This is a genomic window from Flavitalea flava, from assembly GCF_054461575.1.
This window is the reverse complement of the sequence record NZ_JBTLQH010000051.1, coordinates 1-16,940: the sequence shown is the minus strand read 5'-3', so window position 1 is coordinate 16,940 and position 16,940 is coordinate 1. Positions and strand designations below refer to the sequence as shown.

Annotated in this window: 11 protein-coding genes; 7 read left to right on the top strand and 4 right to left on the bottom strand. The window is 46.7% G+C overall.

The features are described from left to right. Positions 1 to 2: 2 nt before the first annotated feature. Complete coding sequence (locus tag ACX0G9_RS27375) at positions 3 to 1,370, top strand: SusD/RagB family nutrient-binding outer membrane lipoprotein (protein WP_459068164.1); 1,368 nt, start codon at positions 3 to 5, stop codon at positions 1,368 to 1,370. Between the two features lie 215 nt (positions 1,371 to 1,585). Then, positions 1,586 to 2,683: a histidine kinase gene (locus tag ACX0G9_RS27370; RefSeq protein WP_459068163.1), complete on the top strand. Its 1,098-nt coding sequence runs from the start codon at positions 1,586 to 1,588 to the stop codon at positions 2,681 to 2,683. Positions 2,684 to 2,781: 98 nt separating this feature from the next. Here the strand turns inward: ACX0G9_RS27370 and ACX0G9_RS27365 are convergent, their stop codons facing one another. Together ACX0G9_RS27365 and ACX0G9_RS27360 are read right to left on the bottom strand one after the other, a co-directional pair. After that, entirely contained in the window at positions 2,782 to 4,233 is a 1,452-nt protein-coding gene (locus ACX0G9_RS27365) for a SusD/RagB family nutrient-binding outer membrane lipoprotein (RefSeq protein ID WP_459068162.1), read from the bottom strand. A gap of 21 nt (positions 4,234 to 4,254) precedes the next feature. Next, positions 4,255 to 7,323 carry a SusC/RagA family TonB-linked outer membrane protein gene (locus tag ACX0G9_RS27360; RefSeq protein ID WP_459068161.1) on the bottom strand — a complete coding sequence of 1,023 codons (3,069 nt, stop codon included), beginning with the start codon at positions 7,321 to 7,323 and terminating at the stop codon, positions 4,255 to 4,257. 241 nt (positions 7,324 to 7,564) lie between these two features. Between ACX0G9_RS27360 and eat the strand changes: the two genes are divergently transcribed. The 5 genes from eat to ACX0G9_RS27335 all read left to right on the top strand — a co-directional run bounded on the left by eat (position 7,565) and on the right by ACX0G9_RS27335 (position 13,765). Continuing rightward, positions 7,565 to 9,049: an ethanolamine permease gene (eat, locus tag ACX0G9_RS27355; protein WP_459068160.1), complete on the top strand. Its 1,485-nt coding sequence runs from the start codon at positions 7,565 to 7,567 to the stop codon at positions 9,047 to 9,049. Then, entirely contained in the window at positions 9,046 to 10,419 is a 1,374-nt protein-coding gene (locus tag ACX0G9_RS27350) for a glutamine synthetase family protein (RefSeq protein ID WP_459068159.1), read from the top strand. The genes eat and ACX0G9_RS27350 overlap by 4 nt, the downstream gene beginning before the upstream one ends. A 64-nt stretch (positions 10,420 to 10,483) precedes the next feature. Next, entirely contained in the window at positions 10,484 to 11,635 is a 1,152-nt protein-coding gene (locus ACX0G9_RS27345) for an iron-containing alcohol dehydrogenase (protein WP_459068158.1), read from the top strand. A gap of 16 nt (positions 11,636 to 11,651) precedes the next feature. After that, a complete protein-coding gene (locus ACX0G9_RS27340) occupies positions 11,652 to 12,356 on the top strand; it encodes a gamma-glutamyl-gamma-aminobutyrate hydrolase family protein (RefSeq protein WP_459068157.1) in 705 nt (234 codons plus the stop codon). Next, positions 12,353 to 13,765 (top strand): aldehyde dehydrogenase family protein, encoded by a 1,413-nt coding sequence (locus ACX0G9_RS27335; RefSeq protein ID WP_459068185.1) that lies wholly within the window; start codon positions 12,353 to 12,355, stop codon positions 13,763 to 13,765. The genes ACX0G9_RS27340 and ACX0G9_RS27335 overlap by 4 nt, the downstream gene beginning before the upstream one ends. Positions 13,766 to 13,824: 59 nt before the next feature. Here ACX0G9_RS27335 and ACX0G9_RS27330 read toward each other — a convergent pair whose 3' ends face one another. Then, positions 13,825 to 15,213: a hypothetical protein gene (locus tag ACX0G9_RS27330; protein WP_459068156.1), complete on the bottom strand. Its 1,389-nt coding sequence runs from the start codon at positions 15,211 to 15,213 to the stop codon at positions 13,825 to 13,827. 27 nt (positions 15,214 to 15,240) lie between these two features. Further along, on the bottom strand, positions 15,241 to 16,940 hold a 1,700-nt coding region (locus ACX0G9_RS27325; RefSeq protein ID WP_459068155.1), incomplete at its 5' end, for a TonB-dependent receptor domain-containing protein.

Below are 16,940 nucleotides of genomic sequence, written 5' to 3'. Positions count from 1 at the left end.
CAATGAAACGATTTCCAAAAATAGCCTTACTATTATTGATCCCCGGTATTTTGATTACCGGCTCCTGCAGCAAAACCTTTTTTACGGATGTAAATAACAATCCGAATGTATTGCCCACCGTACCGCCCAAGTTGCTGCTGCCGACCGTGGAAGCAGCCCTGGGCTACACACAGGGTGGGGATATATCGCGGTTCTCCGCTTTGCTGATGCAACAAATGTTCGGCGCTAATAGCCAGTCACAGCAGTACTATATCTATAATCTGAACCCGGGTGTATTCGACAATCTCTGGCCGGATCTGTTTACCTCTACTTTAGAGAATGACTATACGTTAATGAAAATTTCCGACGCGGGAGGCTATAATGCTTATGGGGGGATATCCAGAATTATCCTGGCCTATACTTTACAAATGAGCGTGGATTTGTGGGGTGATCTTCCTTATTCGCAGGCTTTCAAAGGAAATGCGGCCATTCCTATTTTTCATCCGACCTATGATAAAGCAAAGGATTTATATGATACAGTTTCCGCACTGATCGATGCAGGCACGGTTTTACTGCAAAATGCAGATCCCGGATTGCTGATCCCGGGAAATGACGATGTAATCTATGGTGGAAATGCCGACAATTGGATCAAATTCGGACATGCCATCAAAGCGAGGTTGGCCATACACCAAAGCAAAGGGGATCCTGCCATGGCCACAAAGGCGCTGACGGAAATCGCGCAATCTTTTACAGAGAATTCCCATAGCGCCGTCTATACCTTCGGTCCTACGCAGACCTCCGCGAATTCCTGGTACCAATTTTACAGAGATAGACCAGGCGACGAAAATTTTGAATCCAGCCCCTTTGCCATTCAATTATTGGCTGCCAACGATCCCCGGTATACCGCGTTTGATATGGACGGAACTGATAATACTGGTGTGGCCACTAGTTATTATAATAAGATCAGTTCTCCTACCGAATTGATCACTTACGAGGAATTGTTGTTTGTATCTGCAGAGGCGACACTCAGGAACGGAGGTGGTATTCCTGCCGCCGAAACGCTCTTAAAAGCAGCCATAACGGCCAATATGACCAAGTTAGGTGTGGGTCAATCGGAGATCGGTGCTTACATTACGGCAAATGCAACCTTGCCCGGTTCTGTTGATGCTGCCATCGCCACCGTATCGGCAGAGGAATTTAAGGCATTGTTCCTTAACCCTGAAGCCTGGGTGCTCTGGCGGAGGACAGGTTCCCCGAATCTGACGACTACGGCTCCGCCAAATGCGATCCCACGGAGGCTGCTTTATCCGCAAACCGAATTAAATTTTAATCTCGTGAATGTTCCTACGAATGTCACGCTTAACTCGCCACTGCTATTCTGGGACAAATAAAAAGGAATAGGATAGATTTTTCAAAGGGCTGCCCACTTATTGGGCGGCCCTTTACCTTGAACGGGGAAGGGCTGATATTCAGTCCCGGAATACACTATTTCTTTCGGTAAATAATTATGCGTCCCGGGTAATCTTATACGGGATAGTCCGGAATCATTTTGTATCTTAATCATAGGTTTAATTTTATACTACTACCACTACTACTTCAACTGCTTATGAGCCTTAATTCATTGGTGTTTTCGAATAATCCCCGATACAGGATTGCGCGGCATTCCCTGTTCTGGATATTATGGATCATCTATTATACTGCCTTACAGATCGTATATTGGCATAATAAATATGACTTTGCTAAAAATTTTGCTTCCTCTTTAGTTGAAGTGATCATCTCCACTCCCCTGGACATGATCTTTTGTTATTCCATTATCTACTTTCTTATTCCCAGGTATCTTTATAAGGGGCATTATATAAAAATGACCCTGCTTTGGATTCTGCTCAGCATCACCTTTATCGTAAGTTATGAAGGGTATGTTCATTACCTGTTACCGCCTATTCGCCAATATTTCGGAATGCCCCATCCTGCTTCTACCATGAGTCTCTATTGGACTTTTTTATACCTGTTCTACCAGATCAATATGGAAGGGGGACTGGCTGCCGCCATTAAATTGGGGAAAACGGTTTTTATCAAACAAAAAGAGCTGGATCTGATAAAAAAAGAGAAACAAACTATCGTGCCTTATTTGCAGGAAGGAAAAATGCAGCCTGTGTTTCTGATCAATGCCCTGGACCGTGTGGAGCAGCTATCCATTTCCTCCCCGACCCTTATACCGGAGATGATGAAAAAAATAAAGAACCTGTTGTTGAATGTTATTTATGATAATAATCAGGCGAGCGTGAGCCTTGAAAAAGAACTGGCAAGCCTTGAGGAATATGTAGAGCTGGAAAAAACGGGAGCGCCGGGGAACCTGGGCGTTCGTTTTCACGTAACGGGCAATCCGTCCGGTAAACAGATCTCGCCTTTTATCCTTCTGCCCATCGTGGAGAATGGGTTCCGGCAACTGGCCTGTCTTAATCTGTCGGAAAAATTAATCAATCTGGAAATACGGGTTGCAGACGGCAATTTCCGGATGAAGTTAAGTTGGAATAAGCCTAATGATAGTTCCACCCTCACCGGCCTGGACAGACCCTCTCTGCAGAGCATCGGGAACAGACTAAATCTGCTATATCCCCGAAGCCATGATCTAAAGATCATCATCACTTCCGGCCATTTTATGATCGATCTGCAAATGGATCTTCATGGGGCCGTTAATAAATAGAATTTGAAAAGATAAATGTGAACAGATAAATGAAAGACGGCACGGGGTCTGTTCCCGTGCCGTCTTTTTTGTATTCAACTTATGAAAAGTTCGTCGCTCTATGGAGCATCCCACCAAACCCTGTCGGTAAGCGTAGCGCTCTGCTCCGGCTGCGGGTTTGCGGTGATTTCAGCCAATGGATAAGGGAATCTCCTTGGAATGCTGGGAATATGTGGATTCTGCACAATGGTCAGCGCAGGGAAACCAGTCCTTCTCCAGTCATTGTAATTTTCAATAGCCAGGAAATTGGCGATCGTTTTTTCTTCCATGATCAATCGAATGCCATTGGCGTTGGTCAGGGTACCGCGGGCTGCCAGGTAATTTTTCACCTCAGGAGAGTCGATCACGGGGCCAAGGCCCAATTTGATCATATGACTTTTAATGGCGGCCTGGTAAATGGGAGTGGCAGCTGCAGCTCCCGCAGTTCTGAAGGTTGCTTCAGCTTTTATAAACAATGCCTCCGAATAACTCATGATCGATTGGGGAGCATTTTTTGCTGAGTAAAAGGCACCGGGAAGAGAATAAACGGAAGGATCCCCATCGGGTTCGGTACCGATAATCCGTCCATTATACGTGCCGTTCGATCCTTGTGCAACCATAATGGGAAGCCGGGGATCGTTCCTGCTGACCAGGGAATCAACGAAGGTCGATGCGAGAACGGTAGGCCCTGCTGAGATATCGATATTTTGGAACCAAGGGCTTTCCCCTCCGGAGCTGCCGGTATAACCGGCAAAGTTAGCCTCATCGGCCTGGGAAGAAAACCCATTTGCCAAAGCCGCCAAAGCAAGGTTGGACTGGGTAGCGGCATCATAACCCGGAGCCTTGGTCAGGTGCATATAGTACCTGGCTTTTAATGTGTAGGCGAATTTTACCCAACGGCTCATCTGGAGCGGATCACCATCGTTAAAGTAAATAACATCATCTTTTCCTGGTTGGAGGAGAATTCCCGGGGCCAGCGTGTTTTCAAGAATCGCGCTATCCAGTAGGGATTGTATAGTTTTATAAACATCTTCCTGTTTGTCGTATGGCACCTGGAGTTTGCCGTCAAAACCTTTTGAATAAGGAATGTCACCCCAAATATCTGTAGCCACGCCCAGGTTATAGGCAGTCAGGACTTTGGCAATTACGCCATAGGAATGGTTCCCGTTCTTCTCCGCTTTTTGGTTCAGGATCCTTAAATTCTGCAGGATCGTACTATAAGTAACCAAGGCTGCCTGATCAAGATCCGCAGGTCGTAACAGATAGGTATCTGCCTGCGGTGCAACCTGGTTCAGGGCGATTTGCTGCAAAAAGTAATCAATGGTAATGGCAATACTGGTATAGTTGCCAATAGTAAGGCTTCCCCCGGCCACAACAGTGGAGGTCGCGGTCTCGATGGGATAAAGCAACATCGATTCCTGGACATCTGCAGGATTATTCGGGTCTTTGTTTATATCCAGGAATTTTTTGCAACTGCTGCCTGTTACAATCAGCAAAACGGCGGGTAATATATATGATTTGATCTTTTTCATTTTTTCAATTTAATGGTTAGATTAAAACGCAAGCCTCATCCCTAAAATATATGTACGGCTTGTCGGTGTGATATAGTTAACGATACCTTGCCCGTTCCCATTTCCTTGGAGATTGGCCTCAGGATCCGAACCCGTGAAAGAGGGTTTGTAGATCCAAAGGTTATTACCGGTAAGATTGATGGTGATGGACTTAAAGGGCGTTCTTTTTATCACAGACGGGTTAATCGAATAGGATAATCCAACCGATCTTAATTTGACATAAGTACCTTTTTCAATAACGGCTTCATCGATATCGCTGACGTTCCGGAAATAATCCTGGGCAGAAATCATGGTGGTGTTGACTACATCCGTTCCGGCATATACCCCTTTAACCAATCTTGGCCTGCGGTCTTCCGTAGCCTTTGGCGTACCATAGAACCAGTTATAATGGTTATCCAGGTTATAGATATCCCCACCCTGTCTCCAGTCAAAGACAAAATTCAATGAAAAATTCTTATAAGAAAAGGTATTAGACAGTCCTGCTGTAAAATCAGGCGTTGAATTTCCGATGACATCGTTGTCTCCTTTTAAAGGGCTACCAGTATCGTCAACTTCTAGCTCTCCTTTGGCGTTCCTTTGGTATTTGGACCCATAAAGAGCACCATAGGGCTTGCCGGCAAATGCATAGGTTCCGCCGCCGCCGCCAAATCCGCCGAATTGAATGGAATTTACTCCTGGCGCGAGGGAAAGAACTGTGTTTTTGATCTTGGTGAAATTGGCAGAAACATCCCAGGTGATATCCCTGGTCTTCAACACCGTTCCGCTCACCAATAATTCAACACCTTTATCCTGCATACTGCCGGCATTCAACTCATATTTATAATAACCCGAAGATGGTCCGATGGGTACCGGGGTCAATAAGTTCTTTGTCCTTCTGTCGAAATAAGATCCTTCAAAAGATAGTCTGTTATGGAAGAACTTTAATTCAAGACCTGTTTCGAACTCATTCAGGCTTTCATTTTTCAGCGCAGCGTTCCCCAATACATTGGCTATTAAGAAACCATTTTGCCCGTTGAAGGGGTAAAGGATATTATTGGCTGATCCGGTTGCCTGTATATAAGGGGTGGCCAAAGAATAGGGCGCCAGATCGTCATTGCCTACGGACGAGTAGGAAACCCTCACCTTTCCGAAACTTAAGGGAGAGGTGTTATCCTTCATCAATTCCGTAAATATAAAGCCTAAGGCCGCAGATCCGTATGGATAAAAATTCTTATTGGTAGCCAGCACGGAACTTCCGTCATAACGGCCGGTAAGGGACAGGTTCAGCATTCTTTTCCATTCCAGGTTGGCCTGCGCATAGAACCCTACCTTTCTTTTCCGGGTAAGAATGTCAGTACTGTTTTGCACGACCATACTGCTGATATTATAGAAATCAGCTACACTTAATCCTACACCAGTCTGCGTATAAACCCTTGAGGATTGTGTTTGAATATTGGATCCCAGGATAATATTCCCAAAAAGATCATTGCCCAGATCTTTGTGCATTTCGACGATCAGGTCATTGTTGAATTGACGGTAGGATTGTACCCTGTTGGTAGCTCCTCCGCTATTATTGAAGAACCCGGAGACGATCTTATCGGATTCATGATAGTTGGATTCGTCGGTATAGATATCCGCACCCAGTCTTTCTGTAATGGACATCCAGGACAACGGAGTATATACGAGAGAGGCGGTGGGTAAGAAACGATTGACGGTTGAGACAAAGGCAGTATTATCCAATATAAAATATGGACTGTTCCTGCTGAACCGGTAAACGCGCTGGCTTCCATCGGGATAAGTATCCGGATGAGGATTCCAGGAGATCGGTGCGGAGAAAATGGTCCATAATGGATTGGTTAACCCGTTACCTTCCTGCATCCTGTTGTTGATAGAACTGATATAGTTCAACTGAAAATTGGCAACAACTTTGCTGCTCAACTGGCTGGAATATTTTCCAAAAAAGGAATGGCGGGTGAAATTCGTTTTGGGGGTGATCCCATCATTCTTTAAATAAGAATAAGAGAGGAGGTACTTGGATTTATCGTTGGCTCCGGAAACACTGATATTATTATCCGTGGTGTGACCTGTCCGAAAAAAATCTTTCTGTGGGTTGTATTTTTTTGCCGGTGCTCCGTTAACCTTCAAGGTATCCATCAAAGGCCCCCAGGAACCAGATATTTTATCCACATCCCCATCATAAAAATCACCGTTAAAGCCCTGCCCATATTTGTTCTGGATGGGATATAAGATCGGATTGGACATACTGTAGCTGCTGCTGACGTTGATACTGGGTTTGGAAGACCTTCCCGGATTTTTGGTGGTGATAATAATGGCCCCCCGCGCAGCCGCAGCTCCGTAAAGCGCAGTAGCTGCCGCACCTTTGAGGATATTCACCGTTTCGATAATGTTTGGGTCGATGTCAATACCCCTGTTGGAAGTACTTCCCTGGTTGAGGGAAACGTTGTCCGGGCCCTGATTCAAGGCATCGATGGCGCCAGCTTCCGAGTTATCGATAGGTACACCATCAACAACAAAAAGAGGCTGATTTTCCCCCGTAAGGGAAGTTGCGCCGCGGATCACTATACGGGCAGAACTTCCAGGCATACCTGTTGAGTTAGTGACCTGAACACCGGAAACCTTGCCGGCGAGACCGTTGACGATATTGTCCTGTCTGGCGGCTACCAATGCATCTCCCTTTATTTCCTGGGTGCTATAGGTCAGGCTCCTTTTTTCCCGTTTAATACCTAATGAGGTTACTACCACTTCATTCATCAGTCTCGAAGCTCCGGTCCGCAACTGAATGGAAACATTATTTGAATTGGCAACCTTCACTTCCTGTGGTTCGAATCCTATTGCGCTGATAATAAGTGTACCGTTCTGAGGAGCGCCGATTCGGAAACTTCCATCGGTGGATGCGCTCGTTCCTCCTTTTACGCCTTTAATTTTAATAGATGCACCGGAGATTGGATTTCCGGTTGAATCGGTAATTTTCCCTGTAATTTCCTTGGTTTGCGCATTAAGGAACATTGCCAAGGATAAGAGCAATGTCATTAATGATAGCGATTTTCTCATATAAAAATGTTTGGTAAAAAAAATAAGACAAAAAAATTAACAGAATTAATGCACAAAAGTCCCTGTTAATGTCCCAGTCGTGAATATTGCCGACTCAAACAGGATTATCCGGAACCGAAAAAATAGAAAATGTTAAATAATAACTAAAAAGAAACAATGATCATACGAGTATGCCGCACTGGATCTTTGCCTCTTTTGTTCTAATTTTCAGGAAAACTGATATATTAAAACTGACGCATATATGCCCAAACCCTCCGAACAACCTTTTTTGCCCTCTGCTCAGACTGGTCAGACTACTTCTTCCGGGCCATCCTCACCTTCTTCCGGACCATCCTCACCTCCCGGATCTCCTTCCGGGGCTGACGGGGCTGCTTCCGATCTTTTGGCCACCGGAACACCGCAGCTTTCCCGGACCCTTGGCCCGGTCATGTTATGGGGGTTAGGAGTGGGGTATGTTATTTCCGGTATGTATTTCGGATGGAACCTGGGGCTTGCCGAAGGAGGGACCCTGGGGCTTGCCATAGCCACCGCAGGGATTATCCTGTTATACATCACTTTTACCTTTTCTTATACGGAGCTGGCCTGTGCCATTCCAAAGGCTGGCGGTGTGTTCGATTATGCCACCCGCGGGCTCAATAACGAGATCGGTTTTATTGCAGGGATGGCGCAGATCATCGAGTTCGTATTTGCCCCGCCCGCCATAGCTGCCGCCATTGGCGCTTATTTTCATATCTTTTTTCCCCAGATCCCTGTCACCGTGATCGCCATCGTCGCCTACCTGATCTTTACGGGGCTGAATATTGCCGGTGTTAAGGCGGCAGCAGGTTTTGAACTGATCATTACCATTCTGGCAGTTTTCGAATTGCTGCTGTTCGCTGGAATCACCTTTCCTCATTTTTCCATGGAAAATATAAGGCATAATGATTTTCCCCACGGATGGAATGGCGTCTGGGCTGCCATCCCTTTTGCGCTCTGGTTCTTTCTGGGACTGGAAGGAGTGGCCAATGTGGCCGAAGAGACGGTCCGGCCTCAGCGGAATATATTATTGGGATTCGGGTCCGCTCTTGCTACCCTGGTTGTTCTTTGTATCCTGGTCTTTCTTTCCTCCGTTGGAGTGGCAGGTTGGGAGGCCATCGTTTATCCCGCTCCGGGCGCCCCTCCTTCGGACTCACCTCTTCCCCTGGCCTTGTCAAAGATCACCGGCGCAGGGGGGTGGTTATATCATTTACTCATTACCATCGGCTTAATGGGCCTGGTTGCCTCTTTCCATGGTATTATCCTGGCCGCCAGCCGGGCTACCCTGGAATTCGGCCGGGTGAAATATATACCTGCTGTCTTCGGAAAGGTTCATGTACGCTTCCAGACCCCGGTAAATGCTTTGCTGGTCAATATGGTCATTGGTATTATCGCCCTGCTGACCGGAAAAACTTCCGAGATCATTACTTTGTCCTGTTTCGGGGCCCTGACCCTCTATATTCTTTCCATGCTCGCGGTGCTGGCCCTAAGGAAAAAAGAACCTGATCTGGAACGTCCTTTCAAAGTGCCTTTTTATCCTTATTTCCCCCTGATCGCTCTATTGATTGCCGCGCTGTCCATGGTTGCCATGATCACCCTGAATATTAATTTGTCCCTGATCTATTTTTCGATACTGGGTCTGGGCTATATTTGGTTTCATTTTTTTGTAAAGCAACATATTGTAAAAATCCCTAATGATAAACGCCCATGATGCGAAACAAACAATCCCTTCCTGAATTAATAGAACAATTGGCCGCGCAGGGGGTGGAAAAAGTAAAACTGGCTGTCACAGACATAGACGGGATCCTTCGTGGTAAGGTCATGAGTTTTGAAAAATTCAGATCGGTGGCTGAAAAGGGATTTGGTTTTTGTGATGTGGTGTTTGGATGGGATGCCGGCGATCAGGCTTATGATAACGGAAGTTTTACCGGGTGGCATACCGGTTACCCGGATGCGGCGGCTGTCGTTGACTGGAAGACTTACCGGCAAGTGCCCTGGGAAAATGGAATTCCATTTTTTCTGGCGGATTTCCGGGATGCGGCTCAAAACGATTTACCGGTTTGCCCAAGGGGGCTGTTGAAGAAGATCATCGGTCAATCTCAGGACCAGGGTTTCTCGGCCTTTTTTTCCCAGGAATTCGAATGGTTCAATTTTATCAGAAAACCGAGCGCTTCGGTGGAAGAATCTTTGCGTGATCTGCAACCGATTTCACAGGGTATGTTTGGTTATTCCATCCTGCGTGCTTCACAGGGAAGTGCCTTTTTTCATGATCTTTTCGATCAATTGAAGAAATTCGGAGTGCCCCTGGAGGGTATCCACACTGAAACGGGCCCCGGTGTATATGAAGCGGCAATTTTATATGCCGATACCCTGGAAGCGGCAGACCGTGCCGTTCTTTTCAAGGCCGGGGTCAAAGAGATCGCTTTCCGGCATGGCATCCTTCCTACCTTTATGGCCAAATTCAATGAATCCCTGCCAGGTTGCAGCGGGCATGTGCATCAAAGTTTGTGGTCGGAGGACGGCAGCAGGAATTTATTTTATGATAAGGAAAGCCGGACGGGAATGAGTTCACTGATGGAGAGTTATATGGCCGGACAGTTGCTTTGTCTGCCCTATATCCTGCCGATGATCGCACCAACCGTCAATAGTTATAAACGCCTGGTCGAAGGCGCCTGGGCGCCTACTACGCTGACCTGGGGTCATGACAACCGGACAACTGCCCTTCGGGCCTTACCCGGAGGAACGGCCTCCACCCGGTTGGAAACAAGGGTGGTCGGATCCGATTCCAACCCTTACCTGGCCATGTCCGCTTGTCTGGCGGCAGGGTTGTACGGGATCCGGAATAAATTGACACTGACTACTGCAGCCACTGTCGGCAGCGGATATTCAGACAAACGTAACGGGATATTGCCAAAAAATCTTTGGGAGGCTACAGAGGCCATGAAACAATCTCCCATTGCCGCAGAGCTTTTCGGGGAAACCTTCGTGGATCATTTTACCCGGACGAGGGAGTGGGAGTGGAGACAATTTGCCAAAGTGGTGACAGATTGGGAACTGAAACGATATTTCGAGATAATTTGATCCTTTTGCTCTGGGAGGCTGATGGTATAATAATTTGAATTAACCTTTTAATTTGATATAGACGATGACAGATTTTAATATGATCCGGCAATTTAATTTTCCAACGGTTATTCTATTTGGTGCAGGGGCGGTCAGGGAGTTGCCTGATCACCTGTTTGCAAACGGCCTTAGGAAGGCGCTTTTGGTAACGGACCCGGTTGTTGTTCAATTGGGATTTTTTCAAAAAATAAAGGAAGACCTGACCAAACGGGGCATTTCCGTAGAAGTGTTTTCCGATATTCATAAGAATCCGGTAAAGTCCGATGTAGAGAATGGAGGAGAAGCATTTAAGCGAACAGACAGGGATTGTATTATCGGCATAGGTGGTGGTGCGGCTATGGATGTGGCCAGGGCCATCACGCTGAGGATCCATCATCTCCGGGATCTTTTCGATTATGATGACCTGATCGGCGGAGATCAATACGTTACGGGGGATGTTCCTTATTTTATTACCATACCGACAACCAGCGGTACTGGCAGCGAAGTTGGCAGAAGTGCCATTATTTCAGAAAATGATACGCATCGTAAAAGGATCCTGTTCTCGCCCAAGTTGCTGGCTAAGATTGTTTTTGCCGATCCCTTGCTGACGATGGAACTGCCTCCTTTTGTAACGGCCGCAACAGGCATGGACGCGCTGACCCATAACCTGGAAGCCTACCTGGCAAAGAATTATCATCCCATGTGCGATGGGATCGCCCTGGAAGGCATCATCCTGATCAATGGATCGATTGTCAAAGCGGTGACTGCACCCGATCTGGAATCAAGAAGCAAAATGATGCTGGGGTCCCTGATGGGGGCCGTAGCTTTTCAAAAAGGACTCGGGGTCGTGCATTCGCTGGCGCATCCGCTCTCCTCGCTCCTCGATACGCATCACGGGCTTGCCAATGCGGTAAATCTGCCGTACGGGATGCAATTTAATATTACCGGCAGCGAGCATAAGTTCCGGACGATCGCAAGGACGATGGAATTGACCGAAGAAACCGGAAAGGCTGTAGTGGAACGTCTTTTTGAACTAAACAAACAATTAAGCCTGCCACTGCGGTTAAGGGATATCGGGGTAAAGGAAGAACACCTGGAAACGCTGTCCGATCTTGCTTTTGCTGATTTTTGTCACCCCAATAACCCCAGGCCGGTGAGCAGGGAAGATTTTAGAAAGCTCTATTCGGAGGCGTTATAAACATAAACACCTGGGAATGAAAATAGGATTGACATATACGGGTTACGGGGAAAAACATCAGAATTATGTAAAATGGCTGAAGGGGAATAACCCGGAAGTTGAGGTTATAAAACTTTCTGTTGATGGGGATAAAGATGCCATCAGGGATTGTGATGGTTTTGTCCTGTCCGGCGGAGTGGATATCCACCCGGAAATGTATGGGGGAACTTCGGTATATACAAAGGCTCCAAAGGAATGGAAAAAGGACAGGGATCAATTCGAGCAATCGGTCTTCGAATTTGCGCTGGAAAGGAAATTACCGGTGATCGGCGTTTGCCGTGGATTGCAGCTGATCAATGTGCTGCTGAAGGGAACGCTGATCCAGGATCTGGGCGAAAAAGGGGATCTTACACATGAGTATGCAAACAATAAAGACCAGGAGCATCCGGTAACGATCGAAGAAGGGAGTTTGCTTTTTGGGATTGCCGGAGTAAAAAACGGTGAAGCCAATAGCGCCCATCACCAGGCGATAGATAAATTGGGCGAGGGGCTGCGGGTGAACTGCCATGCAGAAGATGGCACGATCGAAGGGATAGAATGGATGCAGCCTGAGGGGAAGTCTTTTCTGCTGGCCGTTCAATGGCATCCGGAAAGGATGTATACCAATCATCTTCCCGATGCCTTTCTATATAAAAATATCCGGGAACGTTTTGTACATGAGATAAAAAAGAATAAAAAATAATAAAAATCAAGCATAGAATTACAAGCCGAAAAGAACATACTATTATGACAATCATTAATCCTGCCACCGAAGAGATCATACAAAAAATTGGAGAAGATACAGAATCGACCGTAAAGGAAAAATATCAATTGCTAAAAAAGGGGCAGGCAGGCTGGGCAGCTCTTCCGGTGGAAGAAAGGGTTGCCTGCATTGCCCGTTTCTATGACTTGCTGGAAGCTGAAAAACTGGATCTGGCCGCTACCCTTACCAGGGAAACCGGAAAACCTTTGCAGCAGGCCTTTAACGAGCTGAATGGCGCCCGCAGCAGGATTCGTTTTTTTCTGGACAACTCCGCTAAATACCTGGCGGAAGAATGGATTACCACGGAAGGCGCTACCCGCGAAAAAATCGTTTACGAACCTCTGGGAGTGATCGCGAATATTTCAGCCTGGAATTATCCTTACCTGGTGGGGGTTAATGTCTTTATCCCAGCCCTTATCGGAGGGAATGCGGTTTTTTATAAGCCTTCGGAATATGCCACGCTGACGGGGATGCATATTCAACGGTTGTTATACCAGGCAGGGGTACCCGAAAATTGTTTTCAAATGGTTATTGGAAAAGGAACGGTAGGGGAGCACCTGCTTTCCTTACCGCTTCAGGGATATTTTTTTACCGGCAGTTACCGAACCGGCCGGTACATTGCAGAGAAAACAGCTTCCAAACTGGTACCCTGTCAATTGGAATTAGGGGGTAAAGATCCTTTGTACGTAATGGAAGATGTGGAGGATATTGAGAAAGTGGCTGCCGCCGCCCTTGAAGGAGTGGTTTATAATAACGGACAGAGTTGCTGTGCGGTGGAAAGGATCTATGTCCATGAAGCGGTTTACGATCGTTTTGTGGAGTCTTATACGGAACAGGCCAGGAAAATGGTGATCGGGGATCCGGTTGATCCGGGAACGGAGATCGGTCCTTTGAGCAGGGAGGCACAATTGGAGTTTTTATTGGGACAGGTTGCCGATGCGGTCGCCAAAGGTGCAAAATTATTATATGGAGGACGAAAGGTTGATCGTAAGGGTTATTTCATAGAACCGGCCGTGCTGGTGAATGTGGATCACAGCATGCGATTGATGACCGAGGAATCTTTCGGTCCGGTAGTTGGGATACAACGAGTCAAAGACGATACTGAAGCTGCTGCATTGATGGCCGATTCGGAATATGGATTGACGGCTGCTATCTACTCAAAAAATTATGAGCGTGCTGAGGCGATCATGAAACAATTGAACACGGGAACGGTATACTGGAATTGCTGCGACCGGGTCAGCGCTTCCCTTCCCTGGTCGGGAAGGAAACATTCAGGTCTGGGGATGACCCTTTCCTATCAGGGTATCCGGGCCTTTGTAGTGCCCAAGGCTTATCATATCCGGCCCTGAAAAATCAAAAGATATAGATATAGTAAAAGGCCGTCCTGATCAGACGGCCTTTTACGTTTTTAATGCTGATTACCTTTTCCATTGTATTGATAACAACCCAGATCGGAGCCGGGAGGGGTTACCTCTGTTGCGCCGTAAACAGGGTCTACCGGAACGACGACCAAGGGGTGAACTCCTATATATCCTTTTCCAATAAGCGGGGAGCCCGGTTGCAGATGGAAGTTAAAGCTTCCGATCGCAGTAATGGTCCAGGGTGAAATACCTCCGACGACCGGCAACGGATAATTGACGAACAGGGGATTTAGTTTCTGTACCGCGGAAGTACCATCATAGGTCTGGGGGGATTGATAGTTAAAATTGGCCGGCAGGTACGAAGAAGGATCAGGCAGATCGGTGGATTGCGGTTTTGTACAAACCGGGCCGAAGGTAAAAAACTGGTTGGCAATGTCTGTGTTGTCTGCCCATTGGTAGTTGTAACCGTAGGTCATGTTAGCAGTATCTGCCACTGGATTGTTGACCACACGGTAGCCTACACGACAGTTGATCGCTACGTTGTTATAAAACGCGCCTCCTGCACCTTGTTCAAAATTGACCGTAGAACCCCGCTGCCCCGGAACGACCCCCCTTCCTCCATTCACGAAGGTAGTGTTGTACATCACAATATTGGTTTCGGGGTAACCGATACCACCTCCTTTATTGGATGCTTTTTGCCCATTATAAGCAGTTCCAATGAAGAAATTATAGGCCAAAGTCCCAACGGTACCCCCTTTCATGTTCACACAATCTCCTCCACTGCCTCCATTATTCTCAAACGTGTTCCTGAAGACATGGACCTTACCGCTGGATATACGGATACAGTCATCTGTACCCCCATAGATCCAGGAATCCTCCAGGATAAATGAGCCGTTTTTGTTCTGGAAGAGAATATTATAGGAGGTTCCGGAGCCCTGGTTGACGCTAGGGCCGACAACGGGACCATAATTGGCGCCGCCAAAATTCATGCGGGTCCATTTGATCACCATCAGTGGGCAGGATGTATCACCGATTATACCTTTCCATCCTCCGCTATGAGCGGAATCCTTAGCTCCGGGAGTCGGATCTTTTAAATAACCGGGGACAGTCATCAGGATGGGTTGAGCCTGACTTCCCAGGCTAAGAAGAATTCCCCTGACAACGATACCGGCAGCGTTTTTGATATTCAGCGTCACTCCCTGCTGAATGGTCAATGTATCCCCTTTATTGATATAGATGTCACCATCCAGAATGTAGGTCTTGCCTGCGAGCATAACGCCTTTAACGGAGCCGTTCACAGGTGCGGCATCGCTCACGGCTTTTCCCGGAGGCAGAACGTAATGAGAAATATTTGTTTTTTCTTCTGCCCATTTTGTACAACCTGTCAAAAAAGACCCCGTAAGGATGATCAGGACGGGTATTATCAGTTTGTTCATGACTTTTCTTTATTAGAGAATTGATGGTTAAAATTTATACCGGAAACCTCCCAGGAAGCTGATCTTGTAAAGATCTCTCTGCACGGTTGTATAACTGTTTGATGTTTGAAATGGCAAAGACGCACCTGCATTGTTCTTTGAGATTTCCGATGGAGAGAATTTCAAATACTGTTTATTGGGTGAGTTGGTCAGGTTATTGATTTTGGCGTAAAATGAAAAATGCCGGGCAATTCTTTGTTCTAAAGAGAAATCCAATTGGATGTTTGGTTTCTGCCAGAAATCAAGACCGTACCAGGGGGATACCTGGGCGATCCGGTCACCGGTATAAGCAAAGGCCAGCTGCATGTCAAGGCCCATTTGAGGGTTTTTAAACAATAAGGAAAGATTGCCAACATGATCGGCCTGGCCTTGTAAAGGCCTGGTCTGAGAGACCGAAGTTTTGATATTATTTACCCAAAGTATTTTGTCGGTTGTAACGCGGGAATGTGTATAAGTATAGTTTGCCGAAATGCCGAACATTCCGAAGTATTTAGTGATTACGGCTTCAAGGCCATAGTTCGTGGCTTTGTCCGCATTTTGAGGTTGAATATAAAGATCACTTGGGTGCCCGTTGGTCCAAATAAAATATTCTATAGGGTTTTTCAATTGCTTGTAAAAGACGCCAAGCAAAACCTGGTCGGCCAGGCCGGGGAATAATTCATACCGCAGATCGAAATTGTCAGCCCTTGTATGTTTCACGAGAGGGTTGCCAATTTCTTTGTAATAATCTCCAGGGATCTCATACGGATCGATCTCGCCAAAACCAGGACGACTAATGGATTTAAAATAGGAAAGACGAAGGTTTTGCCGGCGGTCCAACATATATTTTAAATGAAGACTTGGTAATACGTCCGTGTATTGGATAGTGCCATGTCTTTGGTCAAAAGAGGCCGGCATAGCAGCCGTATAATCCTGTTGGGTGTTCTCTATACGTACGCCGCCCAACACCTGCAATGCGTGAGTCAGCATGAATTTAGCCTGTAAATATCCCGCAGCGATCTTTTCGTGAGCGCTATAACTGTTAGCGTGCTTTGTCGTAGTAATATTACCGGTTCCATAGGTAGCTGCCGGGCGGAATACCAGCTGGGCCGCATCGATGTTTGTGAAACGCTGTGAAGTGTCGGATGCCAGCGTTAGTGAGTAGTCGTTATAATAGTTCTCCCTGGTTTTGTAGCGGTAAAGACCACCGCCGGCCAATTCCACTTCCCGATGGAAAATCCTGGGGATATAGGTAAGATTAAGATAACCTGCCCAATCTTTGTCGGTATTGTGTTGCCAGATCCTGCTCATCCCAGAGCCATACGTACTGGAGTCCACCCTGGTTATTTTGCCTGACGGGTCAGCCAGCACATTGGCATTAAAATTATAGGATGCCATATCAGGTACCTTGTTCGAGGCAATGGAATATACACCGCTCCAATCCAGCTTTACTTTTTCGCTGAGATGATGTTCTCCCTGGAGGGTAGCATTATAAATAGTCTGGATCTGCCACCTGCTGCGATATTCCACATCCACGGATTTGGAACCTTGCGAAGAATTGGTGCCAATTGTCGTATCGGGTGTGTACCTGGTCTCATATTCATTCTGATGCAGGTATAAATTATATAGGGAGATCTTATTGCGGTTATTGAATACATAATCTATCTTATTATGGAGACCAACCCGGTTGGTTTGAGTAGAATATAACC

What these genes read in the sequence shown, in the direction of transcription:
- ACX0G9_RS27340 (WP_459068157.1), top strand. Translation starts at nt 11,652, where the DNA reads ATGAAAATAGGATTGACATATACGGGTTACGGGGAAAAACATCAGAAT.
- ACX0G9_RS27360 (WP_459068161.1), bottom strand. Translation starts at nt 7,323, where the DNA reads ATGAGAAAATCGCTATCATTAATGACATTGCTCTTATCCTTGGCAATG.
- eat (WP_459068160.1), top strand. Translation starts at nt 7,565, where the DNA reads ATGCCCAAACCCTCCGAACAACCTTTTTTGCCCTCTGCTCAGACTGGT.
- ACX0G9_RS27345 (WP_459068158.1), top strand. Translation starts at nt 10,484, where the DNA reads ATGACAGATTTTAATATGATCCGGCAATTTAATTTTCCAACGGTTATT.
- ACX0G9_RS27370 (WP_459068163.1), top strand. Translation starts at nt 1,586, where the DNA reads ATGAGCCTTAATTCATTGGTGTTTTCGAATAATCCCCGATACAGGATT.
- ACX0G9_RS27330 (WP_459068156.1), bottom strand. Translation starts at nt 15,213, where the DNA reads ATGAACAAACTGATAATACCCGTCCTGATCATCCTTACGGGGTCTTTT.
- ACX0G9_RS27350 (WP_459068159.1), top strand. Translation starts at nt 9,046, where the DNA reads ATGATGCGAAACAAACAATCCCTTCCTGAATTAATAGAACAATTGGCC.
- ACX0G9_RS27375 (WP_459068164.1), top strand. Translation starts at nt 3, where the DNA reads ATGAAACGATTTCCAAAAATAGCCTTACTATTATTGATCCCCGGTATT.
- ACX0G9_RS27365 (WP_459068162.1), bottom strand. Translation starts at nt 4,233, where the DNA reads ATGAAAAAGATCAAATCATATATATTACCCGCCGTTTTGCTGATTGTA.